We start from the raw sequence: 24,715 nt of genomic DNA, 5'->3' as shown, positions 1-24,715 counted from the left end.
ACGCCATTGCAGGTTTTTGAAACCCTGTATATTGGCGATGCGGAGCCTTGGCCGTCGTTCGCCGGGCCCTGTATCGGTTAGGATGGGGCCAAATCAAAGTTCGTAAGCGAAGGCAAGTAACACGACCACGACGGCTCGTATCGTCCCGGGGGGTCGGGTCTACAGGGAACAACACGAGGTTATGCAATGAGTGACATTGGCGAACGGGTTAAGAAGATCGTGGTCGAACACCTTGGTGTTGAACCCGAGAAGGTTGTCGACGCCGCGAGCTTCATCGACGACCTCGGCGCCGACAGTCTGGACACCGTCGAGCTGGTGATGGCGTTCGAAGAAGAATTCGGTTGCGAGATTCCGGACGACGCTGCGGAAACGATTCTCACCGTCGGCGACGCCACGAAGTTTCTCGAGAAGAACGCGAAGAGCTAAGGCTCTTCATTTTCGCGGGGACAACATTGAAACCGGACGGGCCGCTTCCCAGCGGTCAGCCGGTTTCTTGTTATTGGCCGTGAATCTTTCGATGCGGAGTTTTCGGATATGAGGCGGGTTGTCGTCACTGGTCTCGGCATGGTGTCGCCACTCGGCTGCGGCGTCGAGCCGACCTGGAAGCGCATCCTCAACGGCGAGAGCGGTGCGCGCAGGATCGAGAGCTTCGATGTCTCCGATCTTCAGACCAAATACGCCTGCACGGTCGTGCGCGGTGACGGCACCAACGACACCTTCAATCCCGACAAATGGATGGAGCCGAAGGACCAGCGCAAGGTCGACGACTTCATCATCTTCGGCATGGCCGCGGCCGGCCAGGCGCTCGACGATGCCAACTGGCATCCCGAGACCGAAGAGGACAAGTGCGCGACCGGAACCATGATCGGGTCGGGCATCGGCGGCCTCAACGGCATCGCCGAGACCGCGATCCTGCTCAAGGAGCGCGGGCCGCGCCGGGTGTCGCCGTTCTTCATTCCGGGCCGCCTGATCAATCTGGCGTCCGGCTATGTCTCGATCGCGCACGGGCTGAAGGGACCGAACCATTCGGTGGTCACGGCCTGCTCGACCGGCGCACACGCCGTCGGCGATGCCGCCCGCCTGATCGCGCTCGGCGATGCCGACGTGATGGTCGCAGGCGGCGCCGAGTCGCCGATCAGCCGCATCGGCATTGCCGGCTTCAACGCCGCGCGCGCGCTGTCGACCGGTTTCAACGAGACACCCGAGAAGGCCTCGCGTCCCTACGACAAGGACCGCGACGGTTTCGTGATGGGCGAGGGCGCCGGAGTCCTGGTGCTCGAGGAGCTCGAGCACGCCCGGCGCCGCGGCGCCAGGATCTATGCCGAGGTGATCGGCTACGGTCTTTCGGGTGATGCCTATCACATTACGTCGCCTTCGCCCGACGGCGATGGCGGCTTCCGCAGCATGTCGGCGGCGCTCAAGCGCGCCGGACTGACCGCGTCCGATCTCGACTACATCAACGCGCACGGCACCTCGACGCCGCTCGGCGACGAGATCGAGCTCGGGGCCGTCGAGCGTCTGCTCGGCAATGCCGCCTCCAAGGTTGCGATGTCCTCGACCAAATCGTCGACGGGTCATCTGCTCGGCGCGGCCGGTGCGATCGAGGCGATCTTCGCCATTCTCGCGATTCGCGATAATGTCGTGCCGCCGACCATCAACCTCGACAATCCGTCGGTGGAGACTGCGATCGATCTCGTGCCGCATACGGCGAAGAAGCGAGAGGTCAACGTCGCCTTGTCGAACTCGTTTGGTTTTGGCGGTACCAATGCGTCGGTGATCGTCCGGCGCTTGGCCAGTTAGTTTGAGTTTAAGACGAATCCACCGTTTTGCCGTATTCGGCGATAGTCATGGAAGTGGGCGCGTGCATTTGGCAGGGCAAGCGATTGTCGGGCCGCGATTGAACCGGCAGGATTCAGGTTGTTTCGATGAGTGAAAGGCCGCCCATTTCGCCCCGGAGTCCGCGGGCAGCGCTCGAGCCCGAGCAGGTCCCGCCGCCGCCGAAGCGGTCGGACCGTGCGCGCAATCCGTTCGTGGTCGTCGGCAACGCCATCATCACCCTTCTGCTGATCGCCATGCTCGGCGCCGGCGGCGTCTACTATTACGGCCGGCAGGTGCTCGAGGCGCCCGGGCCGCTGAAGGACGACAAGATCGTCAACATCCCGCAGCGCGCGGGCAAGCGCGACATCGCCGAGACGCTGAACCGGGAAGGCGTGACCGACGTCAATCCCTGGGTGTTCATCGCCAGCGTCGCCGCCTTGAAGGCGAGCTCGGACCTCAAGCCGGGTGAATACGCGTTCCAGAAGAACGCCTCGCTCCGCGACGTCATCGCCACCATCGTCGAGGGCAAGGTGGTGCAGCATGCCGTGACGATTCCGGAAGGGCTCACCTCCGAGCAGATCGTGGCGCGCCTGTCCGACAACGACATCTTCACCGGCAGCGTGCGCGAGCTGCCGCGCGAGGGCACCCTGCTGCCCGAGACCTACAAATTCCCGCGCGGCACCCCGCGTGATCAGGTGGTCCAGCGCATGCAGCAGGCGCACAAGCGCGTGCTCGCCGAGATCTGGGAACGCCGCAATCAGGACATTCCGGTCAAGACGCCTGAGCAGCTGGTGACGCTCGCCTCGATCGTCGAAAAGGAAACCGGCAAGCCGGACGAGCGCAGCCGGGTCGCCGCGGTGTTCACCAACCGGCTGAAGCAGCGGATCAAGCTGCAGTCGGATCCGACCATCATCTATGGCCTTGTCGGCGGCAAGGGCACGCTGGGCCGGCCGATCAAGCGCAGCGAGATCACGCAGCCTTCGCCGTACAACACCTATGTGATCGAAGGCCTGCCGCCGGGTCCGATCGCCAACCCCGGCCGCGCCTCGCTGGAGGCCGCCGCCAATCCGGCCCGCACCCGCGACCTCTTCTTCGTCGCCGACGGCACCGGCGGGCACGCCTTCACCGAGACTTACGACGCCCATCAGAAGAACGTCGCCAAGCTCCGCGCGATGGAAAAGCAGATCCAGAACGACACGGTGGAGCCGGCCGAGGATGCGCCGCCGCCCGCCGCCGCCGCGCCCGGGGCGGCCGATACGCCGACGGCGACGACGCCGGCGCGGCCCAATCAGCAGAAAAAGCCGCCGGCGGCACGCCCCGCTGCTCCAGCACCGGCGCGGCAGGGCGCGGTGCAGCCCTCGCCGCCGGTGGTCCAGCGCTAGGCGCGTTGCAGACCTGCTTGCGGGACTTTGCGGATTCCACTTTCCTGCAAAATAGTCTTAAGATTCGCGTGGCTTGATGCCTCGCGAATCCCGTGTTTCTGGAGAATTTGACCTGATGGCGCTGTCGTCCATGACCGGCTTTGCCCGAAGCCACGGCGCTAGCGGGCCGTACACGTTCGAATGGGAATTGAAGTCGGTCAACGCCAAGGGCTTTGACCTCAGGGTGCGGCTGCCGCAGGGGTTCGACGAGCTCGAGGCCCACGCCAAGAAACGCGCCGGCGAGCTGCTGTCGCGCGGCACCGTCTACGCCAATCTCACCGTCAAGCGCGCCAATGCCGCAGCCTCCGTCCGCGTCAACGAGGATGTGCTCAACGCCGTCCTCAAGGCCGCCGCCATGATCGCCGGCAAGGTCGACGCGGTGGCGCCGAGCATCGACGGCCTGCTCGCCATCAAGGGCGTCGTCGAGGTCGCCGAGCCCGAGGGTGACGAGGAGGAGGACAAGGCCGCGCGGATCGCCGCGGCCGAAGCCTTCGACAAGGCGCTCGCCGATCTCGTCGAGATGCGCAAGCGCGAGGGCACGTCGCTCGGCCAGATCCTGACCCAGCGCGTCGACGAGGTCGAGCAATTGGCGAAAAAAGCGGAAGCCGCGCCCGGCCGCAAGCCGGAGGCGATCAAGGCGAGGCTCGCCGAGCAGATCGCGAGCCTGCTCGACACCTCCGACCGTTTCGATTCCGACCGCCTGATGCAGGAGGCGATCCTGATCGCCACCAGGGCCGACATCCGCGAGGAGCTCGACCGCATCGCGTCCCACATCGCGCAGGCGCGCGAGCTGATCGGCAAGGGCGGCCCGATCGGCCGCAAGCTCGACTTCCTGGCGCAGGAGTTTCACCGCGAGGTCAACACCTGCTGCTCGAAGTCGAACGACATCGAGCTGACCAATACGGGCCTCGCCATGAAGAACGTGGTCGAGCAGTTCCGCGAGCAGGTCCAGAATCTGGAGTGATCGATGACAACGGGCGGTCACGGAACTGACGGTGTCGAGCGGCGCGGATTGATGTTCGTGCTGTCCTCGCCCTCGGGCGCGGGCAAGACGACGCTGTCGCGTCTTTTGATCGACCGCATGTCCGGCCTGAAAATGTCGGTCTCCGCGACCACGCGGCCGATGCGGCCGGGCGAGGTCAACGGCAAGGATTATCTGTTCGTCGACAAGCCCCGCTTCGAGGCGATGGTGAAGGGCGATGAGCTGCTGGAATGGGCCACCGTGTTCGACAACAGCTACGGTACGCCGCGCAGCCCCGTCGAAGCCGCGCTATCGTCCGGGCAGGACGTGCTGTTCGACATCGACTGGCAGGGCACGCAGCAGCTGCGCGAAAAAGCCCGCGCCGACGTTGTCAGCGTCTTCATCCTGCCGCCCTCGGCGGCGGATCTCGAAAAGCGCCTGCATTCGCGCGCGCAGGATTCCGACGAGGTGATCCGCAAGCGCATGAGCCGGGCCAGCCACGAGATGAGCCACTGGGCCGAGTACGACTACATCGTGATCAATCACGATGTCGACGAGGCCTTCGCCGAGGTGCAGTCGATCCTGAAGGCCGAGCGCCTCAAGCGCGAGCGGCGGATTGGCCTCGTTGGCTTCGTGCGAGGTTTGCAAGGTCAGCTTCAGGGCTAGGCTGCGGCAGCCGCGGCCCTTGCTTCGCCAGCCGTTCCAGCATCGCGGTGATCACGTCGACGTCGACGGCATCCTCGGCCGGCGCATCTTCATGCGCGTCTACCTGCACATCTTCATGGCGATCGACGGGCTCTGCGTCGGCGGTGTCTTTCGCCGCGAGCCGGGGCGGCGATGCCTCGATCTCGAACTTTCCGTTGAAGATGTCGGCCTTGTCGAGCTCGGCGGCCTTGTTGCGGATGGAGGCGGATTGCGCCGCGATCCTGCCGATCTCCTTGGTGAAGGCCGCGATTTGCGCGGTCTGCTTCGGCCGAGCTTCATCGAAGTCGACGGGGCCCGGCTGTGCGCGCGGCGTGACGGCCGGCTCCGCACCGAGCCAGGGCGCGCGGCTTCCGTCCTGGTCCTGCGGCGCCCAAGCGTCCCAATGCCCGCGGCGGTCGGCGGCCTGGACGCGGACGCGTCCGCCGGCGAAGCGGTAGATGACGCTGGCGAGGATGCCGGCGAGCGCGAGCGCGCCGCCGATCACGAGCAGCAGCATCTGCAGCGAGCCGGTCGGCTTGTCGGCGGTGTTGTCTGCCGCGGCCAGGGCCACCGGCGCGGGAGGCTTTGCCGGCTTTGCGCTCGGCGGCGCGGCGGCCGCGACGGGAGCTGGCCGCGGCGCTGGCGCGGCGGAGGCCGGGGAGGCCTCGGGCCAGCGCGCGGTCACGGCCGGCTGCTGCGCGTTGGTCTCAGGGGTACCGCTTGGCGGCTGCTGTTGGGCGACCGGCGGCGCGTTGGTTGCGGCCGGCGCGGGCGCAGCCGTGTTCGGGACGCCTGGTGCGGCACTCGTCTGCGGCGCGATGTATTCGGCGCGTGCGTTCTGCACCGCTTGCGGGCTTGTGGAATCCGGCTCGGGCGTGTCGTTCGCGGCCTGGGCGCTCTGGGTGACCTTGCCGCCTTCGGCGCGCAGATACCAGCACTGCCGCTTGGTCGTGCGGTCGAGACGATAGTACCAGTGCTGCCCCTGCGGCGCAGCGCCCTTCGGCGAGGCGAGGCAGTCGGCGGCCGCGTTGGCCGTGCTCGGTGCGCTCGGCGCGTTCTGCGACACGGCGGCCAGTGGTGCGCCGGCAATGATGCTGCCGACCAGCGCGGATACGAATTTTGCGGTGCGGTTGCCCATCCTGGTCTCCCGGTTACGCATGACGCAACTCTTAACCACCCCTTTGTCATCAAAGACTTGGGTGGCAATGAGCCGCAAATCCGGAGAGGATGTGGCTTGAATTGGGCTCGCGGCATGTTCGTTCCGCCGCGAGATCAGGCATTTCCTTGGGCGTTACTGCTTCGCTGAGCTCCAGGTTCCGCCGCAACCGTCGGAGCGCCGCCAGGTTCCCGAACCGCTGCGTCCCCCGAGACGGCCGGAGCCTGTGAAGGTCACGCCGTCGCCTTGACCGACCGTGCTGACCGCGCCGCTCGGGCTGACGGTGCCAGTGACACCCTGGCCGATGACCTTGCCCGAGGAGACGACGACCGCACCGGACGTGGTGCCGCCGCAGCCGACGCTGGTGACCACCCAGGCGCCGTCAAACCCTCCACCGCCACCGCCGCCGCTTCGCCGCGACGACGAGCGTGGCTCTTCAGCCGCCGGCCTGCTTCGGCGCGCCGAGGGCGCAGGCTCGGTCGAGCGGTCTGACGACCGATCCTGGCGCGAGCCGGACATCGACTTCTCGTCATTGCCGATCGAACCGCCGGCGCTGCCGGATTGGGCGTAGGCCGACGATGAGGCGATGGCGGCGCTGAAGAGGACGGCGAGGGCAATCGGACGGATGACGGCAATGGGCATGAGCAAACATCCAAATTCAAAAAATTGTATCAGCGGCCGGAGCCGTCGGCGCAGACGGATCCGATAATGCGGCAAGATTTGCCAGCCTTGCCGCATTCGTCAAGCGCGGCGTCCCTGGCGCGCTGCACGCCCTCGCGCTGGACCAGCGACCAGGATTTGTCGGAGATCGCGAACGCGCCGCAGCTCTTGCCGTAGAAGGAGAGCTCGATCGGACATTTGGCGCCGGCGCAATTGCCGCGCGCATCCGCCACCGCCGCGCGGCGCGAGGCGTGGTTCCAGGAGATGCCCCATTTGCTGTTGTCCGGCCCGTAGACGATCGATCCCCAGGGCTTGAGATCCTCCATCTTGCGCATGCGCAGCAGCAGGCCCTCGGTCGGCTCCCCATTCGGCGGCATCGAAATCCGCTGCTGAAGTTTTGTGATCGCGCGGGTGAGGCCGTCGGGGGTATCAGGATCGAAATTGAGCTCGTAGAGCCGCTCGCTGAGCTCACTGAGCAGGGCGGCATCGCGCAACGGGGCGCGGTCGGGATCGGCGCGCAGGCGCTCCGCCGGCAGCGGATCGGGCTGCATCGCCGCGATCCTGGGCGGGGCGGTTTCTGTCGGGGCCACGAAATAGAAGGTGCCGTCGATCGGCGAGGACGACACCCAGGGCTGCTGCGCGCCCGCGGTGGCACGCTTCACGGCAAGGCCGACCTGGTTGAAGGTCTGGAACACGTCGAGGCCCGCGGTCCGGATCGTCGTCGCCAGCGCCTTCGTATAGGGGCTGTGACCGTCGCTGCCGTCCTGGGCGACATTGCCGGGCTGCGTCGCGTAGGAGATCAGAGTGCCCTCGGGCGCGCGCATCTGCGCCAGGCCGCCGTCCGAGGAGCGCAGGCCGCGTGAGCCGAACGGGTTGTTGCGGCAGGCATCGAGGATCACGAGGTTGAGGCGCGTGCCCGAGCCCTGCATCTGGCGCAGCACGAGGTTGACGTCGGTCATCTGGAAATCGACGTCGGCCTCGCGCGTCGGATTGGCGCCGACAGGCACGAGATAGTTGGAGCCGGCGACCTGCACGCCGTGGCCGGCATAGTAGAACAGCGCGACGTCGGCGCCCTGGACCTGTCGGCCGAAGTTCTGCACCGCGATGTCCATCGCGCCCTTGTCGAGATCGAGCTGGGCGCGTCCGCCGACCAGCGTGAAGCCGAGCATGCCCAGCGTCTCCGCCATCAGGCTCGCATCCTTGGAGGGATTGTCCAGCGGCGTGATGTTCTTGTAGGCGGAGTTGCCGACCACGAGCGCGATGCGCTTCTCGGCCGATGCCGGCTCCGCCCTGACGACAAGCAAGGCCAGCGCTGCCAGCCCCAGAACGCGAATGAAAATGCTCGCGCGCATCAATATTCCCCAAAATAATGCCACCAGTCTACCAGCCCGGCGCGCGCGCGAAAAGTGGTGTGAGAGACGGTGGTACCCACACACGTGTCCCGGGCAAGCTGCAACGCATATGCGTTGCGGCGCAGAGCCGGGACCCAGCGCCCAGGACTCCGCTGCGACATGGGCCCCGGCTCTGCAGCGCACCGTCAAAGTGACGCTGCGCCGCGTCCGGGGCACGAGAGGGGACTTCGTAGGATGGGTAGAGCGAAAGCGAAACCCATCGTGCCCTGTTTTGCGCCGATACATGATGGGTTTCGCAAGAGCTCTACCCATCCTACGGCCTTGCTGGATTGCTTCGTCGCAAGAGTTCTTCGCAATGACAGCGCAAGGTGCATCGTCGGAATCCTCCGCTTTCAGCTCAACTTGCAGTCACGCCTTCGCGCTCTCGCGGCGCGTTTCGCCCGAGGCTTGCTGTCGTTCGCGCTCCTTGAAGACCAAAGGGCGCAGGGAAGGCCGGGCGCCGGCGGCACCCGCAAGTCCGTGCGCGACGAAGATGCACACGGGGTGGACCACAGGTGTGCCGGTCGCCCGGCCTTCCCTGCGCGGATGGTTTTAACGGTGTCCTTCGTGCTCTCCTCGGGGAGCGTTGCACTATTGCCCCCGTCGCCTTGCGGATGGCTGATGCGCGTGCCCGGTCGGGTCGCCGCATCACCGCAAGCCTTGACGCACAGACCCCGGGCGTCAGGACCACACGACTTCTCCGTCCGCGGACGATCCCGCCGGAATACCCGAGGGCTTGCGTGTGCCCGCCCTCTGGCATCGACGAAACCGCTGTGACCGCGCCGTGTCGTATCGCGTCGCCTGAGGACTCACGGTTGCCCGCCCTGTCATCATGCTGATCCGCGCCGGCGCTACCGCGTCCACCGCCACCCGGCCCGCATCTCGTGACGATCGCGAAGCGCCCCTTTGGCAGGGGCCGGGATGAGCGAGGGTATGCCACAAATCCGAAATTCGGGAAAGTGGAATATTTTTGCGCCAAGGGCTTGACCGGGTGTTTTGCCCGACGCCTCGCGGGAGCCGCCGTCAGTTCTGCTTGACGTTCTGCATGGCGCAAACCCGGCCCATCGCCGCGAATGACCCAAGCGGCCCGCGTGGGCGTGCTCGCTTAGTCGGCGCTCGTCCAGGAAGGTTCACGCGATTTCAGAAAATTTCGCGGCTCCTCAGGGCTCGTGTGCAGTCATAGGATCGGATCATCGGCGCGAAGATGCTGCAATTTCCAATCCCGTTCATTCCGGTCTCGTACGTTGGCGGCAGAAGCGCATCTGCTCGTCAAGGCGGGGACGTAGCCACGAATAAAAGCGCAAGGGGGGACCATTATGTCTGTGTTGTCACGCCGCGATTTCCTGGCATTGTCGACGTCAGCCGCAGTTGTCGGCCTCGCCGCGCCCGCCGGCGCCGCGATGGGGCCGAACGACAAGTACGATCTGGTGATCCGAGGCGGCGAGGTGCTCGACCCCAGCCAGTCGCTGCGCGCCAGACGCGATATCGGCATCCGCTGGGGCGTGATCGAAACGGTACAGGAGGCGATCCCCGCCGAGCGCGCGCTGAAGAGCATCGACGCGTCAGGCAAGCTCGTGATGCCCGGTCTCATCGATCTGCATAGTCACGTCTACCCCTACGGCTCGGCAATCGGTATTCCCGCCGACGAGCTGGTACAATTCCAGGCCACGACGACCGTCGTGTCCGCGGGCGACGCCGGGGTCAACAATCTGGCGGCGTTGCGCCGCTTCATCGTGGCCCAGACGCGGGCGCGGATGTATGCCTTCGTCCATATCGCCAATAACGGCCTGTCGGCGTTCCCGGCCGCCGAGCTGTACAAATCGACGTCGCGCAGACCGAAGCCTGCGCGATGGCGCTCGCCGAGAACGCTGATTTCCTGCTCGGGGTCAAAGTGCGGATGTCGGAGAACGTGATCTATAAGCACGGGCTCGAGCCGCTGAAGCGCGGCATCCAGGCTTGCGAGATGTGCGGCTGGCCGGCGAAGATGATGGTGCATATCGGCGGCGTCGAGTCCAAGGAGCTGATGTCGCAGATCCTCGATTTGCTCCGCCCGGGCGACGTGCTGACGCATGCCTATTCGGGCGCCCCCAACATGTCCAACGTCTTCACCAATATCGTGCAAGAGGGCAAGCTGCTGCCTGCGGCCCTGGCGGCGAAGCAGCGTGGCGTCATGTTCGACGTCGGTCATGGCGGCGGCAGCTTCGATTTTACCGTGGCGGAAGTCGCGATCCCCGGTGGATGCACACCGGACACCATCTCCTCCGACATCCACGTCTTCTCCGGCAATTCGCCGGGCATCCCGTTCCTGCCCAACGTGATGAGCAAGTTCATGACGCTGGGCTTCACGCTGGAGCAGGTGGTCGCGATGGCCACCACGGCGCCGGCGAAAATCATCGATCGCGCGCCGAAGATCGGCACTCTGCAAGTCGGAGCGCCCGGCGACGTCGCCATCATGGAATTGGTGGAGGGGCCGGTCAGCTTCGTCGACACCCGCAACAACAAGAGGGAGGGGAAGGCCTATCTCAAGCCGGTCCAGACCGTGATCAACGGTGTGCCGTTCGGCCGCCCCTATCAGGCGCCGTTCGCAGTGAGATAGAGAGCCGGCCGGTTGGTCTCAGCTGGTGTTGAGACTGCCGTTCCCTCGTTCCAATCCTTCACCTCTGCGCCGGCCCGGGAGACGGGCTCGGTGCTCGCGGCTGCGCTTCCTGCAAATGACCGGACCTCGGAAAACGACCCAGCGAAACCGTAATATTCCAGGCCTTGCAGTCATCGATTGTTAGGGAGGCTACGGTAAACCGCAGGCTGCGGGAGATGGACCCCGGCAAGGCGTCAATCGTGATCGAGCGACTGACAGGGGAGCGCGATGGCTGTCGTCGATCAATACGACTGCCCCGACAAGACAGGCAGGGCGTCGTCGGGACATTTGGGGGCCGCTGCCCGGATTCAACCCACAACGGTGGCCATGCTCGTTTGGCTGGGATTGCTTGCGATGGAGATCATCGCGGTCCTGGCGCTGTGCGACTTCAGGCTCTTCTTCACGCTGGACGATGCGTATATCCATCTTGCGGTCGCCGACCAGATCCTGTCCGGCGGATATGGGGTCAACGCCGGGGAGTATTCATCACCTAGTTCATCGATCATCTGGCCATATTTTCTGGCTCTGACCGAAGCGCTTCATCTCGGTGCATTTGGTCCGTTGTTGATCAACGTTGCAGCCGCAGGCGCGACGATCTTGGCGATCATACGCCTCGTGGAGACGAGCGGCCTGTTCGATGGCGTGGGCGAGCTTCCGTTCGCTTGCGTGATCGCGCTGCTCCTCGTCTTCAGTGCCAGCGCGGTCGCGCTGCCCATGACCGGCATGGAGCACAGTGTTCACGTCTGGGCCTCAATCGTGACCTTTGCGGGTCTCGTGGCGGCGGCGCGCGGGTTCGCGCCGACATCGCTCCATTTCCTCGCCCTGGTGCTGCTTCCGCTCATCCGCTTCGAAGGGATCGCATTCGCCGGTGCCGCGATCGCGGCGTTCGCGCTGCTGGACCAGCGCCGCTTCGCGGCCGGCGCCGCGCTTGTCATTGTCGTCACTCTGTCGGGCTATGTCGTTCTCATGGCCTCGCGTGGCCTGCCGTTGCTGCCGAGCTCCGTCTTGTTGAAGGGCTATCTGACGACCCTTGATCAGCCCGCGAGCGAGCTGCCTGCCATCGTCAGGAACATGCTGCGGAGCGTGTCGACGTCGTATGGATTGCGGCTCATCGCACTCGGTCTCGCCGTTGCCTGGTGCGCCAGTCTGCTACGCGCCGATCGCAAGGTCCTGATCGTGCTTCTGACCGTCATCGTTGCCGTCGGAGCCCATCTGGCGTGCGGTCAATACGGTTGGTTCAATCGGTACGAGGTATACATCATGGCTCTCGCGGCGACCGCATTGCTGTGGGGCGTCGCACAACTCAAGCCACGGCTCTCCGCGCTGCAATGGTCTCGTGTGAAGATTGGCGTGGTGTTCGGGCTCGGCACCGCCGCGATTCCCTACATGACAGCGGCAGTGATCTCGCCGCTGGGTGCAAGCGATATCTACGAGCAGCAATACCAGATGGCTCGTTTCGCCAAATCGTTTTACAGAGATGCGGTTGGCGTCAACGATCTCGGCCTGGTTGCATATGGCAATACCAACTACACGCTCGATCTCTGGGGCCTTGGTTCGGAGCAGGTGCGCAAGGCGAGAATGGCGGAAGCTTATGGGCCGGCCGAGATGGCCGCCCTTGCCGACGATCACCACGTCGGTCTCATCATGATTTACGAGGGCTGGTTCGAGAAAGGCGTGCCGTCGAGCTGGACGAAGGTCGCCGTGCTCGAAACGAGAAGCGTGACCTTGTCGCGGCAGAATGTCGATTTCTATCGCACGCCGCTGGCCGATGCGGCGGCGATTGATGCAGCGCTTCGGGCGTTCAAGGCAACGCTGCCGTCGCGGGACAGGCTGGATATCATCACGCCGTAGCCCAGGACCGGATCCGTCTTCGGCTTCAACGACGGCGGAGGTGGCGGATAGTGCGGCCGCGATCGCGACGCATTGCGCTCAGGTCAGATAGTCGGGCGTGAAATCGGCAAACCTGCGCAACTCTTCAGGCTGCAGCAGCTCGATCTCACTGCCCTCCCAGGCGATCAATCCACGATGCCGCAGTTCCTGAATAGTGCGATTGACGTGGACGATCGACAGACCGCAGGTATCGGCAACATGCCGCTGCGTCATCGGCATCTGGAAGCAGCCGTCCTTGAGAAGGCCGACGACCTCCAGCCTTGCCGCGAGCTCGCAGATGAGGTGCGCGACCTTCGGCAGGGCTGCCTGCGCGCCGAGGCGGGCGATCCATTGCCGCGAGATCGCCGCATCGATCAACGTCTCGCGCCAGAACGCGCGGGTCAGATGGTTCGAGCCGTCGAGCAGCTGGCGGAGCTGGCTGTGCCCGACATAGCCGACGATGGTCGGGCCGAGGCCGACGAGGTCCGCATCCATCGGCGAGACCAGCAGCGTGTGCAGGCATGGCATGTCGCCGGGAACGTGGAACGCGAGGATCTGGCTGCGGTCGCCGACGATGCGGGCCTGGTAGAGGAAGCCGCTGACGACGTAGACGCAGCGCGAGGCGGTCTCGCCCTGGCGCAGCACGATCTCGCCGTCCGCGACCTGGCGCAGCGTGGACGGCAGGCCCGCGATCTGCCGGCGTTCGTCCTCCGACAGGCCTTCGATGGCCTGGAGACGCGCGATGAACTTCGGATGCGGCATCAGCCTCGCGACGTGTTTCGGCCGTCTCGCGGCACTTCGATGAAGCGCCGCGAGAGCTTTGCGATGGTCCGGTCGGAGACCTCAGCGCTGCGGAACTCGCGGATGGCGCAGGCCAGTTCCTGATCCGACATCGGACGCGCCGGCTCGCGCAGCGTGCCGGTCTTGAAGGCGTCGCTGATGCGGTCGAGGTGTTCGCTTGTATCGGATGCGAACAGGCCGCGGATGCGCTCCAGGATCGTCGCAGGGCTCATGAGAAGGGCCGGCTCGGTTGATGATCGAGGTGATGGCCAGGGTGCGACCCGTACGATCCGCAAACGGGTTAGCAACCTGTGCCTTCGTCTCGCGTTCTAGTCCGCTGACCCGGGGCCAGAAGTATCATTTGATAGATCCCGCGCGATTTTTGGCGGTCTCATGGAAAAAGCCCACGACGTGCTGATCCGGAACCTGAGCGAGCACACCGCGCTCACCGGGGAGGATCTCGACGAGATCCGCGCGCTCACCTTCACGCAGCGTGATGTCGCGCCCAACGAGGATTTGATCCGCCAGGGTGACGAGCCCGAACATTCGGCGCTGGTCGTCTCCGGCATGGTGGCGCGTTACCATCTGCTCGGCAGCGGGGGGCGGCAATATCTCGCGTTCCATATCTCCGGTGACCTGCCGGATTCCCAGGGCCTGTTCATCGACCAGATGGACCATGGGCTCTCCGCGCTCGGGCACGCCTCGGTTGCCTTCATCCCGCATCGCGAATTGTTCACGGCCTTCCGGCGCCGGCCCACTTTCGCGCTCTCGGTCTGGCGCGAGACGCTGCTCGATGCCTCGATCTTCCGCGAGGCCATCACCAACAACAGCGCCCGGCCGATGCAGGCGCGCATGGCGCACCTGTTCTGCGAGCTGTTCTACCGGGCCCGCGCCGCGCAGCTCATCCGCGGCAATCGCTTCTGCCTGCCGATCAGCCTGGTGCAGCTCGGCGAGACGCTAGGCATGGCGATCGCGACGGTGAACCGGACGCTCGCTGACCTCAGACGGGGCGGCGCGATGGATCTGCGCGACGGGGAGCTCATCGTCCTGAAATGGCGCGAGCTGCAGCGGCTCGGCGATTTCAACCCGGCCTATTTGCATTTGAAGCGTCAGTCGCCGCCGGAGGCGTGAGGGGGCTAGCCATCGGCTGGGGCCGCTCCGCCCAGCACCTCGTCGAAATGCTTCCTCACCCAGTCGTTGCAGCAGCAGGCTCTGGCTTCGAGCGCTGCCCCGTCGAGGATCAGGATGGCGCCGCGGCGGGTGGCGAGGATGCGCCTTGCCTTGAACATCTGGATCACACGGCTGGCATAGCTGCGGGAGACGCCGAGCATGCCGGCGAGCTGCTCGTGGGTGAGGGGGATCTCGGCCCCGCCGATGCTCGCTTTCGCGGAGAGGATCCACTTGGCGGCGCGCTGCTCGATCGAATGGGCGGCGTTGCAGGCCGCCGTCTGCAGCAGCTGCGCGAATTGGCAGTCGGCATAGCGCGAGAAGGCCTCTTGAAGAGTCGCCGATCTCTGCTGCGCCTGCTCGAGCGCGCGCAGCGGCAGCCGGACCAGGCTGCCGCCCAGCTTCACGACGATGCGCGAGTAAGCGAGCGAAGGGCTGCGGCCTGCGGCAATGCCCACCGCACCCTCGCGGCCCACCAGCAGGCTCTCGACCTCGCGATCGTCCTCGACCGGCACGGCGAACGACACGAGTGCGGGACCGCAGGGAAAGTGCACCGCTGCCACGTCGTCGCCGGCGTGATGCAGGACGTGGCTCGCTGCGAGTTCGACCGGCTGGAGGTGAGGCGCGAGCAGTTCGAAATCCTGGTGCGTGAGCTGCCGGAGCAGATCGTTCGGGGGCCGACCGGTCACAGTTTCTTCTCTTGGCTGGCCGGGAATCGGCTCCAGCCAGAACCCTACGTTTCCGTGGCGGAACCGACGGTTCCAAAGTGCACACAAGCGGCCGTCGATGGTCGAGATGTTGGCGCGCGGCTTGGCGTAGCGTCTGGCGCCGGGCGCCGTACCCCGTGCGCTTTGCCCGAGGACCGCCGGCCTCAATCCGTCAACACGCCGCCGGGCCGGCGGCCGAGGGCGGTGATCATCACCCGAAGCGTGCTTGGCGATCCCACGAGGATCGGCGCAGCGTCGCGTGCGCGCGGTAGGCGTCGATCGCTCTGTTGGCGAGCATCAGCTGCCGGCGTTCGCCGGTTTTGAGCTGGGCTTCGATGGCGTCGAGAATGACGTTGGCGCTCTCGTCCGGCGGGCCGAGTTCGCCGCTCTGCTCGAGGCAGCTCCAGGCGATGAAGAATGCGCTTTCGACGGTGCAACGAATGGACATGGGCTGCCAACGCGGCGGGGCAGCAGGCGTTCCGTCACGCGGGCCCAACTTGCGTTGGGCCCGCCGCAGCGATGAGTCAGTTCTTCAACACGATGCGGCCGACGACCTTGCCGGCACGAAGCTCGTCGATCCATTTCTGGACGTCGCCCATCGGCTCCTCGCGCATCGGCGTCGGCTTGATCTTGCCGGCGCGCGCCAGCGCCATCAGCTCCTGGGCCTCGGCGAGCGTGCCGACCATGAAACCTTCGATGGTCATGCGCTTGTAGACCCATTGCACCATCGGCAATGTGAACTGGCCGCCCATCAGGCCGGAGACCACGATCTTGCCGCCGCGCGCGGCGACCGCGACCGCAAAGGCCATCGACTTCTCGTTGCCGGCGAAATCGACGATCTCGTCAAAACCGCCTTCGGTCTCCTTCAGGATGCGCTTGATCACGTCGGGCTCGGACGGGTCGTAGGCATTGGCGGCGCCATTCTTGAGCGCGGTGTCGCGCGCGGCCGGCGAGAGGTCGGCGACCGTGATCGGCTGCTTGAACATCGCCTGCGCGAACGACAGGCCCATCATGCCGACGCCGCCGAGACCGATCAGCAGCAAATTGCGCTGGCGCGGACGGTCGACCAGGCGCTTGAGCGCGCCATAGGCGGTGACGCCGGAGCACATCAGCGTCGCGGCCTGGTTGACGGGCAGGGGATCGTAGTCGAGCAAATATTTCGCGTCGGGCACCAGCACGTGGGTGGCGAAGCCGCCGTCGATGGAGACGCCGAGGAAGCGCTGCTTGACGCAGAGGTTCTCGTCGCCATTGGCGCAGTCGCGGCACTGGCCGCAGCCGATCCAGGGGAAGACGGCTTTCTTCGCGCCGACGAGGCCGGCGGCGACGTCCGGGCCGACTTCGTCGACGACGCCGGCAATCTCGTGGCCGAGCGTGAAGGGCAGCGTCATGCCGCGCGTGGTGTCGAGCTTCTTGCCGCCGCCGAGATCGGCATAGCCGTCCTGGATGTGCAGGTCGGAATGGCAGAGGCCGCAGCGCTCGATGCGCACCAGCACTTCGGCGCCTTTCGGCTTCGGCGTATCGACGATGGTCTCGCACAGCGGCGCATCGAACTTGACCAGGGACTGCCGACGCATCAACGCCATATTTCTTCCTCCGAAATTATCGCTCTGTTTCGGTTCGTATATTGGCCAATTCACAGGCCATGGCAACAAAGCCTGAGATCGGAATGGTCTCGGCGCGCCGCGTCGCATCGACGCCAGCGGCTTGCGCAAGCCGCGCCGGATCGACGCCGAGCGATTTCAGGCTCTGGCGCAGCATCTTGCGGCGCTGGCCGAAGGCGGCGGCCGCGACCTGTTCGAGCATCCTGCGATCGCAGGCCAGCGGCTCTGCGCGCGGCGTGAGGCGGACGACCGAGGAGGTGACCTTGGGCGGCGGCACGAAGGCGGACGGCGCAATGTCGAACAGGATCTTGGTCTCGCAGCGCCAATTGGCGAGCACGCCGAGCCGGCCGTAGGCCTCCTCGTCCTCGCGCGCGACGATACGCTCGCCGACCTCGCGCTGAAACATCAGCACCATCATGTCGTACCAGGGCGGCCATGGCTCGGCGGTGAGCCAGCCGATCAGGAGCTGGGTCGCGATGTTGTAGGGCAGGTTGGCGACGATCTTCGCGCGTTCGCCATTGAGCAGCGGGCGGGGATCGAAGGTCATGGCATCGCCATGCACGATCTCGAGCCTGTCAGGGTAGCGCGCGGAAATATCCTGCAAGGCCGGGATCGCCCGCTCGTCATGCTCGATGGCGATGACGCGCCGCGCGCCGAGCGCGAGCAGTGCGCGCGTCAGCCCGCCCGGGCCCGGGCCGATCTCCACGATCGTGGAATCTTCGAGCGGCACTGCTGCGCGCGCGATGCGGGCGGTGAGATTGAGGTCGAGCAGGAAATTCTGGCCGAGCGATTTGCGCGCCGATAGCGCGTGCTGGCGAATGACCTCGCGGAGCGGCGGGAGGTCGTCGATCGCGCTCATCAGGTGGTCGTAGCCGCCATGCGGCTTGCAAGCTTGAGCGCCGCGATCAGGCTCGCCGGATTGGCCTTGCCGGTGCCGGCGATGTCGAAGGCGGTGCCGTGATCGGGCGAGGTGCGGATGAAGGGCAGGCCGAGCGTGACGTTGACGGCATCGTCAAAGGCGACGGTCTTGATCGGGATCAGCGCCTGGTCGTGATACATGCAGATCGCGCAGTCATAGGTGCTGCGCGCGGCCTCGTGGAACATGGTGTCGGCGGGCAGCGGGCCCCTGGTCTCGATGCCGTCGCCACGCAACGTCCTGAGCGCCGGGGCGATGATGGTCTGCTCCTCGTGGCCGAGCGAGCCGTCCTCGCCGGCATGTGGATTGAGGCCGGAGACCGCGATGCGCGGCTGCGCGATGCCGAAGCGGGATTTCAACTCGGCTGCGACGATACGAACGGTCGAGACGATCAGCTCGCTGGTGAGCTCTCCCAGCGCATCGCGGATCGAGACGTGGATGGTCACGGGCACGACCGCGAGCCGCGGCGACCACAGCATCATCACCGGCTGCGGCACGCGGCCGCCTTCCGCGGCAAGCTCGGCGAGGAATTCGGTGTGGCCGGGATGACGGAAGCCTGAGCGGTAGAGCACGCTCTTGGCGATCGGATTGGTGACGACGGCGCCGGCGCGGCCCTCGCGGACATCGGTGACCGCCTGCCGGATCGAGGCGAGCGCAGCCGGTGCGCTCGATGCGTCGGGCTTGCCGGGCTCGGCGGTCGCGCGCTCGCCGGTGGCGACCACGGGGAGGGCCTCGGTGAAGGCGGCCTCGGCCTCGCCGGGGCTCACCGCCGCGGTCCTGACGTCGGCACCCAGCGAGGCGGCGAGCGCCCTGGCGCGCCGGGCGATCAGCGCTTCGTCGCCGAGCAGATAGAAGGCGGGCAGGTTCAGCTCACGGCGCCGGAGCCAGGCTGCGATCGTGATGTCGGGGCCGATGCCGGCGGGCTCTCCCAGCGTCAGGGCAAGGGGAAGGGTATGCGGTTTGGCTGCGCGATTGGCCATCAGCGGTTGCGATATTCGATCATCGCCGCCTTGCGGAGCTCGTCGAGATAGGCCTTCTGGGTCTTCTCGTACTTCTCCTGATACATCTTCTCGCGGACCTCGCGCTTCTTCGGCGTGTCGATCATGGTCGGCTTGCGCGCGCACAGCACCACCATCTCGATGCCGTTCTTGGTCATCTCGGGCGCGGTCAGGTGGCCGATCGGGGTGTCGTCGAGCACCTTGCGCAGCGCCTCGGGCAATTCCGCGGTGGTCTTGGTGACGCTGTCGCGGATGGTGGCGTTCGGCGTCGAGCGGAACAGCGAGTTGGCTTCCTCGCAGCTTCCGACGCGCGCGCGATAGCTCTCGGCTTCCTTCTTCCGTGTCTCCAGGAACGCCGCGGACGAGCCGCGCGGCACGATCAGCACGATCGGCTGCATCTTGTATTCGGTGCCCTCGATCTGGAGCTTGTCGCCGGTCTGGGCCTGCACGGCCTGCGCGACGTCGCGCTCGCCGACGAGCAGCTTCTCCTTGAAGCGGCCGCGCACGAGGCTGGTCCAGACCATCTCGGCCTTCATGCGGCCCTTCAGCGTTTCGGGGCGGACGCCCTTGGATTCGAGCGACTTGGTGAGCTGGTCCGGCGTGATGCGCATGCGCTGCGCCATGCCTTCGTAGGACTGGTTGATGTCGGAGATACCTGGATCGACCCCGTACTTCTTGCCTTCCTTCGTCTTCACCTTGTCGTCGATCAGCTCGTTGATGACCTCCTGCCGGCTCGGGGTCTTCTGCGTCGTCAGCTGGTCGAGCTTGGAGCGCTGCTCGATGTCGAAATCGGTGATCGGGTCGCCGTTGACCATGACGACGATGTTCTGCGCGCGCGACGGCGAGGGCAGTCCGGTCAGGATCAGTCCGGCAGCGATGGCGAGGAGGAGGCGGAAGACGGGCAATGGGGTCGTCATGATTGTCGCTCGCATGTCAGCCGCGTCGAGCCTGTGATGGGGGCAAGCGCGGCCGGCACTTCAAACCGTTCACTGGAGGCCGGCGGAACTGCTGGTCGTCGACGAGGTCGCCAGCGTGCGCAGGCCGATCTGGAACATGAACGCATGGCTCAGCACGGGCGGCGCGGTGCCCGCCGAATAGCTATACGAAGTTACGTAGTTCGCCGCCAGCACGAAGCAATCGTCGACATAGCCGGCGCCGAGCACATACTGGTTGATCTTGTTGGCCTCGAGGTCCCACCGCGCCGAGCCCGACACCACCCAGTTGGTCGCGATCTTCAGCGAGCCCGAGGTCAGGATGCCCTCGCGGCGGGTCAGATAGCCGAGCTCCGGCTGCGCCGCGTAATTGCCGTACAGCACGCTGACTGCCCAGCGATTGAAGTTGGCGCGGCCTTCCGCCTCGAAGCGCTGCACGTTCCAGGTCTCCTCGTCCATGCGGGAGCGGACGCTGAACGTGTAGGTGCTGTTGGGCGAGTAGCTGGCGCTCGCGACGTAATCGGAACGCGGCTTGTCCAGGCCGGAATTGAGGCCGGTATTGATGGGGTCCTGGACCGCGAAGGAGTTCATGCCGAACAGCTGGTAGGACTGGCCGAACAGGGCCTTAACGGCGCCGCCCTTGTCGAACTGCGTGGTGGACTGCACGCCGACATTGGCGCGGCCGCCACCCTCGACGCGGTCATAGCCGGAGAACTTGTCGACGCTGAACAGGTTCGAGGCGTCGAACACCATGCTCTGGGCGTCCTCGTTCGGGAGCTTGCCGGCATAGGTCTCGTTCGGCCGGATGATGATCTGCGCGATCGGCTCGACGGTGGTCGAGCCCCAGGGCTGAACGTTGATGAAGGGGTAGCGGTATTCCAGGCCCACGGTCGGCATCAGGCGGAACGCCTGGGTGTCGCCGACGGGAAGATAGTTCGACACGCCCGGCTGGTTGGAGACCGAGGAGTTGATCGCGTCGGCGCGCAGGCTGGCGAACGGCGTCCAGATCTGGCCGAGCGGATCGGTGAAGGATTTGCGCCACTGCGCCTCGGCCGTGAGGCGGGTATAGCTGCCGGGGAAGCCGCGCAGCAGGCACTGCGACGGCGTGCGGGCCAGCGGATCGGCCGACGCCGTCGTGCACAGGCTGTTGGTGTTGGCGATCGTGGTGATCGGATCGAACACCGCCTGGTCGCGCGACAGGTTGACGAAATTGGTCTTGTAGCTGAACTCGCCGCCGAAGACCGGATAGTTGAGCACGTTGGAGTAGTCGATCACCGGATAGACGATCGGCACCTGGCTCTGGTTACCCGAATAGCTCAGCCAGTACATCGTGCGCGCGTCGAAGAAGCTGCGGTTGCCGACGCCGGTCAGATAGAGCTGCGACAGCGCTTCCGTCGGCAGCAGCAGGAACGAGCCGAGCGGATCGCGGTACTGGTAAAGCCGGTAGTCCGAGAAGAAATAGTAGTCGGACATCAGGACGCCGTCCCAACCCCAGACCCATTTGTCGTTCAGCGCGAACTGACCCTTGGTGTCGACGGCGCCGCGGAACTGCTTGTCGCCGGGCTGCCCGGAGAACGCGCCGGGATCGAGCTGGTCGATGCCGTAGGCGCGGATCTGGTAGGCGCCGTCGATCAGGCGCTGACGGAATTCGCCCTGCAGCAGCACGCCCTGCCGCGACATGAAGCGGGGGGTGATGGTTGCGTCCATGTCGGGCGCGATCGCCCAGTAATACGGAACCTCGGCGCCGAAGCCCGTGTTCGTCGTGCCCGGGAAATAGCCCGGCATCAGGAAGCCGCTCTTGCGCTTCACGGTCGGGTCGGGCGTCGAGAAATAGGGCATGTAGGCGAGCGGCACACCGAAGAATTCGATCTGCGCCGTCTCGAAATACAGCATCTTCTCCTGCTGGTCGTGGATGATGCGCGCACCTTTGACCTGCCACAGCGGCGGCTTCTTCGGATCGTCCTTACACGGCGCGCAGGCCGTGTAGACGCCGTTCTCGAACACCGTGTAATTGCCACTGGAGCGATCGGCGCGGCTCGCGGCCATGCGGGTCTGGTCGGCCGTGTCCACACGCAGCGAATCGACGAAACCGTCGCGGTAATCGTCGGAGAGATCCATGATCTCGGCATAGGTGATCTTGCCGTCGGCATCCGTCATGCGGATGTTGCCTTCGGCATGCAGCCGCTTGGTCTTCTGGTCGTAGATGACCTTGTCGGCCTCGACGCTGGTGCCGTTGTAGAACAGCTGGACGTTACCGACCGCGGAGACGCGCGAATTGTTGTAGTCGTAGTCGACCTCGGTCGCCTGAACCAGCATCTGGTTGTCGTTGGCGGCCTTCGGCGGCTTCGGGCGCGGCGGCAGCGGATTGTAGGTGAAGCTCTGGGCCGAGGCGGGGGCCACGGCGGCAACATCGATCAGCGCGCCGAGCGATGCCACGGCAGCGACAGCCATCATGAGCCTGCGAAGAGACAAGCCGCACCCGTTCGCGCGCATCACGATGCGGCGCGTCAAACGAGACACGGGTCCTCGATGGACGGCAGTCACTAACCGTCCTCCTGGTACAACAAGGCCAAAAAGCCGGTGAGGCCGCCCACCACCACGGGCAACCACGCCGCAGCGATCGGATGCATCAACTCAGCCTTGCTCAAGTCTTCAGTCACTTTCGACAGAACGTAGAGCAGAAAGCCTGCGCCCACGCCACTCAAAACCATCTTCTGCACGCCGCCCATCCGGAAGAAGCGCAACGACACCGAGGCCGCGAGCATCACCATGGCGGCAAGCAAAAACGGCTGTGCCAGAAGCTTCTGATACTGGAGTCGGTATCCTGCTGTCGCGAAGCCCGAGCTTTCGGACGAGCGGATGTAGCTCGGTAGTTGCCAAAAGGACACAGTCTCGGGGGTGGAAAAGCTGTTGCGGACCTGCGCCTCGGTCAGCGTCGTCGGAATCACCAAGGTGGCCTGGTCGATCGGGGGGGAGTCCAGCGAGAAGCGGCGAACGGATTTGAACAGCCAATGGCCAGCTTCCAGTGTCGCCTCGCGCGCCTCGATCCGCTCCTTGAAGTGACTGTCTGTGTCAAAGCGGAACAGCGTCAGGCCGGTGAGTCGGACGCCCTGCTGCTCGCTGCGCGCGGCGTTGATGATGGTCTGGCCGTCGCTGGTCACCTGATTGAGCCAGAAGCCGGAAGCGTCCTGGATGCCGCCGCCGGGCGCCGAGCCGAACAGCTCGGCTTCCATGCGCTTGGAGAGCTCGCGCAAGTTCGCCGACATCGGATTGTAGCCGATGGTGGCGATCACCCCGATCAGCAGCGCGCTGCCGAGCGCCGGCGAGATGAACTGCCATGCGGAGATGCCGGCGGCGCGCGCAACCACGAGCTCGAGCCGTCGGGAGAGGGCGAGATAGCAGGTCATCGCGCCGATCAGCATGCAGAACGGCGTCAGCTTCTCCAGGAGCTGCGGCACCCGGAACAGCGAGGTCTCGGCCACCATGAGCGCCGAGGCGGATGCCAGCCCCGAGGTCTTGCGCACCATCTCGATGTAGTCGACCAGCACCAGCAGCAGGAAAATGCCGGCGAACACGCCGAGCGCCGCGACCACGAAGCGGCCGGCGAAATAGCGTCCGAGTGTGTTGGTGAGCATGCTCATGCGGTGGCCGGCCGTCCGAACAGCCGCGCGATGCGCGCATTCGACCTGTTGATGGCCTCCATGAGGCCAGGCGGCGGCTCGACCACGACGCCGCCGATGATCATCCACAGCCCGACGCCGATGGCGCCAAAGACCATCGCGTATTGAACCAGCACCGGCCCCGGCGACTTCACCGCCATCACCGAGCAGGCAAAGCCGGCCATGCGCAGGCCGAACACCGCAACGACCGAGCCGCCGATCGAGAAATTGCGGCTCTGGCGGGTGGTGCGGGGCGCTCCGAGGAAGGCGAAGGTCAGCACGGCGAAGGCGAAGCAATAGATCGGCGCGAGCAGGCTGTCATGCAGCGCCGAGCGGAATTGGCCGGGGATCTGCTTGTAGACGGGGTCGTTGTCGGACGGCGAGAGCAGCTCCCAGAGATAGCGCTCGCGGATGCCCAGGGTGACGTCGCGGCCCTGGTTTGAGAATTTCGACATGTCGAAGCCGTAGCGGCCGAAGGCCACCAGCGCGGGATCGCGCTTGCCCGCCTCGAAGCGCTGGAGATTGCCGGTCTCCAGCACCAGGAACGAGCCGGTCTCGTTCTTCACGACCTCGCCGTGCTCGGCGACGATTGAGACGCGCTCGTTCGGATCGCGGCGGTCGTCGATGAAGATGCCCGCAAGGATGCCGCCGGGCTGGCGCTCGCGAATCCGGATCGTGAGATTCTGGTCGAGCTGGGCGAAGCGGCCGGGCTGCAGGATGTTGGTGAGCACGTCCGCGGTGATCTCGGCATCCCACTGCTTGATCCGCCGCATGCCGTCGGGGGCGAGATAGGCCGCGATGAAGGCCACCAGCAGCGCCACCACGCAGGTGGCGTAGAAGAACGGATAGAACAGCCGGAACGGCGACAGGCCGGCGGCATTCATCACGATGATCTCGGAATCGGTCGCGAGCTTGTTCAGCGTGTGCGAGATCGCGATCATCAGCGCGATCGGCGAGATGATCAGGACCAGGGCGGGCACGACGAGGCTGGTGATGCCGAGGAAGGTGAGGATGGTCTGACCCTGGCTCGTCATCAGGTCGATGCCGCGCAACGCCTGCGTAATCCAGATCACGCCGGTGAGGCTGACCAGGATCAGCGCAAACGACGCCAGCGTCGTGCGGAAGATATACCTATCGATCGACCCCATGCGCTACCGCACGAATCCCACCAAGTCCCCAATGTCGGCCGAAATTCCGCTGTCCAACCAATCCCGGATCAGGGGATCCCCAAGGTTGGCCAGCGCCTCTTCCGCCAGCTCACTCTCTCACTACCATCCCTTTGATCCGTCAACAAAATGGCTGCCCCGTGGCACCCTCATTATATGGTTAATATTTCCCTCGTTGTGGCCTTGAGGCCACG

Annotated in this window: 21 protein-coding genes and 1 pseudogene; 8 read left to right on the top strand and 14 right to left on the bottom strand. The window is 65.5% G+C overall.

Features of this window, described 5'->3' with window-relative positions; genetic code table 11:
• Positions 1–186: 186 nt before the first annotated feature.
• From AABA86_RS12225 to gmk, 5 genes are all read left to right on the top strand, one after another.
• On the top strand, positions 187–426 hold the full coding sequence (locus AABA86_RS12225) for an acyl carrier protein (protein WP_008130699.1): 240 nt from the start codon (positions 187–189) through the stop codon (positions 424–426).
• A gap of 108 nt (positions 427–534) precedes the next feature.
• The gene (gene fabF / locus AABA86_RS12220; RefSeq protein ID WP_028145023.1) at positions 535–1,800 is read left to right on the top strand and encodes a beta-ketoacyl-ACP synthase II; all 1,266 of its coding nucleotides are present in this window, start codon (positions 535–537) and stop codon (positions 1,798–1,800) included.
• A 125-nt stretch (positions 1,801–1,925) separates the two neighbouring features.
• Entirely contained in the window at positions 1,926–3,200 is a 1,275-nt protein-coding gene (mltG, locus tag AABA86_RS12215) for an endolytic transglycosylase MltG (protein WP_212246245.1), read from the top strand.
• A 115-nt stretch (positions 3,201–3,315) separates the two neighbouring features.
• Positions 3,316–4,203 (top strand): YicC/YloC family endoribonuclease, encoded by an 888-nt coding sequence (locus AABA86_RS12210; RefSeq protein ID WP_338306926.1) that lies wholly within the window; start codon positions 3,316–3,318, stop codon positions 4,201–4,203.
• A gap of 3 nt (positions 4,204–4,206) precedes the next feature.
• The gene (gmk, locus tag AABA86_RS12205; RefSeq protein WP_338306924.1) at positions 4,207–4,866 is read left to right on the top strand and encodes a guanylate kinase; all 660 of its coding nucleotides are present in this window, start codon (positions 4,207–4,209) and stop codon (positions 4,864–4,866) included.
• Here the strand turns inward: gmk and AABA86_RS12200 are convergent.
• The 3 genes from AABA86_RS12200 to AABA86_RS12190 form a co-directional block, all read right to left on the bottom strand.
• Positions 4,799–6,043, bottom strand: coding sequence for a hypothetical protein (locus AABA86_RS12200; RefSeq protein ID WP_338306922.1), 1,245 nt, complete (start codon positions 6,041–6,043; stop codon positions 4,799–4,801). The genes gmk and AABA86_RS12200 overlap by 68 nt on opposite strands.
• 132 nt (positions 6,044–6,175) lie before the next feature.
• Positions 6,176–6,682 (bottom strand): hypothetical protein, encoded by a 507-nt coding sequence (locus AABA86_RS12195; protein WP_338306920.1) that lies wholly within the window; start codon positions 6,680–6,682, stop codon positions 6,176–6,178.
• A 29-nt stretch (positions 6,683–6,711) separates the two neighbouring features.
• The gene (locus AABA86_RS12190; RefSeq protein ID WP_338306919.1) at positions 6,712–8,052 is read right to left on the bottom strand and encodes a caspase family protein; all 1,341 of its coding nucleotides are present in this window, start codon (positions 8,050–8,052) and stop codon (positions 6,712–6,714) included.
• A gap of 1,355 nt (positions 8,053–9,407) precedes the next feature.
• On the opposite strand from AABA86_RS12190, the pseudogene AABA86_RS12185 reads away from it, so the two are divergent.
• Positions 9,408–10,687, top strand: a pseudogene (locus tag AABA86_RS12185) (amidohydrolase family protein).
• 267 nt (positions 10,688–10,954) lie between these two features.
• Positions 10,955–12,577: a hypothetical protein gene (locus AABA86_RS12180; protein WP_338306918.1), complete on the top strand. Its 1,623-nt coding sequence runs from the start codon at positions 10,955–10,957 to the stop codon at positions 12,575–12,577.
• 78 nt (positions 12,578–12,655) lie between these two features.
• Here the strand turns inward: AABA86_RS12180 and AABA86_RS12175 are convergent, their stop codons facing one another.
• Together AABA86_RS12175 and AABA86_RS12170 are read right to left on the bottom strand one after the other, a co-directional pair.
• Entirely contained in the window at positions 12,656–13,357 is a 702-nt protein-coding gene (locus AABA86_RS12175; protein WP_338306917.1) for a Crp/Fnr family transcriptional regulator, read from the bottom strand.
• Positions 13,357–13,608 (bottom strand): hypothetical protein, encoded by a 252-nt coding sequence (locus AABA86_RS12170; RefSeq protein ID WP_338306916.1) that lies wholly within the window; start codon positions 13,606–13,608, stop codon positions 13,357–13,359. The genes AABA86_RS12175 and AABA86_RS12170 overlap by 1 nt, the downstream gene beginning before the upstream one ends.
• 160 nt (positions 13,609–13,768) lie before the next feature.
• Here AABA86_RS12170 and AABA86_RS12165 point away from each other — a divergent pair, with 160 nt between their 5' ends.
• Positions 13,769–14,506, top strand: coding sequence for a Crp/Fnr family transcriptional regulator (locus tag AABA86_RS12165; protein WP_338306914.1), 738 nt, complete (start codon positions 13,769–13,771; stop codon positions 14,504–14,506).
• 5 nt (positions 14,507–14,511) lie between these two features.
• Here AABA86_RS12165 and AABA86_RS12160 read toward each other — a convergent pair whose 3' ends face one another.
• The 9 genes from AABA86_RS12160 to lptF form a co-directional block, all read right to left on the bottom strand.
• Entirely contained in the window at positions 14,512–15,231 is a 720-nt protein-coding gene (locus AABA86_RS12160) for a Crp/Fnr family transcriptional regulator (RefSeq protein ID WP_338306912.1), read from the bottom strand.
• Between the two features lie 229 nt (positions 15,232–15,460).
• Positions 15,461–15,697, bottom strand: a complete 237-nt coding sequence (locus AABA86_RS12155) for a hypothetical protein (protein WP_338306911.1) — start codon at positions 15,695–15,697, stop codon at positions 15,461–15,463.
• A 76-nt stretch (positions 15,698–15,773) separates the two neighbouring features.
• Positions 15,774–16,832 (bottom strand): alcohol dehydrogenase, encoded by a 1,059-nt coding sequence (locus AABA86_RS12150; protein ID WP_212244779.1) that lies wholly within the window; start codon positions 16,830–16,832, stop codon positions 15,774–15,776.
• A gap of 16 nt (positions 16,833–16,848) precedes the next feature.
• Entirely contained in the window at positions 16,849–17,709 is an 861-nt protein-coding gene (gene rsmA, locus AABA86_RS12145) for a 16S rRNA (adenine(1518)-N(6)/adenine(1519)-N(6))-dimethyltransferase RsmA (RefSeq protein WP_338306910.1), read from the bottom strand.
• On the bottom strand, positions 17,709–18,746 hold the full coding sequence (gene pdxA / locus AABA86_RS12140) for a 4-hydroxythreonine-4-phosphate dehydrogenase PdxA (RefSeq protein ID WP_212244769.1): 1,038 nt from the start codon (positions 18,744–18,746) through the stop codon (positions 17,709–17,711). Before pdxA ends, rsmA begins: the two co-directional genes overlap by 1 nt.
• Entirely contained in the window at positions 18,746–19,681 is a 936-nt protein-coding gene (locus AABA86_RS12135) for a SurA N-terminal domain-containing protein (protein ID WP_338306908.1), read from the bottom strand. Before AABA86_RS12135 ends, pdxA begins: the two co-directional genes overlap by 1 nt.
• A 69-nt stretch (positions 19,682–19,750) precedes the next feature.
• Complete coding sequence (locus AABA86_RS12130) at positions 19,751–22,240, bottom strand: LPS-assembly protein LptD (RefSeq protein ID WP_445083463.1); 2,490 nt, start codon at positions 22,238–22,240, stop codon at positions 19,751–19,753.
• Positions 22,240–23,337: an LPS export ABC transporter permease LptG gene (gene lptG, locus AABA86_RS12125; protein ID WP_212244763.1), complete on the bottom strand. Its 1,098-nt coding sequence runs from the start codon at positions 23,335–23,337 to the stop codon at positions 22,240–22,242. The genes AABA86_RS12130 and lptG overlap by 1 nt, the downstream gene beginning before the upstream one ends.
• Positions 23,334–24,503, bottom strand: a complete 1,170-nt coding sequence (gene lptF, locus AABA86_RS12120) for an LPS export ABC transporter permease LptF (protein ID WP_212244761.1) — start codon at positions 24,501–24,503, stop codon at positions 23,334–23,336. Before lptF ends, lptG begins: the two co-directional genes overlap by 4 nt.
• Positions 24,504–24,715 lie beyond the last annotated feature (212 nt).

Source organism: Bradyrhizobium sp. TM233 (genome assembly GCF_036247965.1).
GTDB lineage: Bacteria > Pseudomonadota > Alphaproteobacteria > Rhizobiales > Xanthobacteraceae > Bradyrhizobium > Bradyrhizobium ottawaense.
Note: the sequence above shows the minus strand (reverse complement) of the source record. Positions and strands in the feature narration are given on the sequence as shown.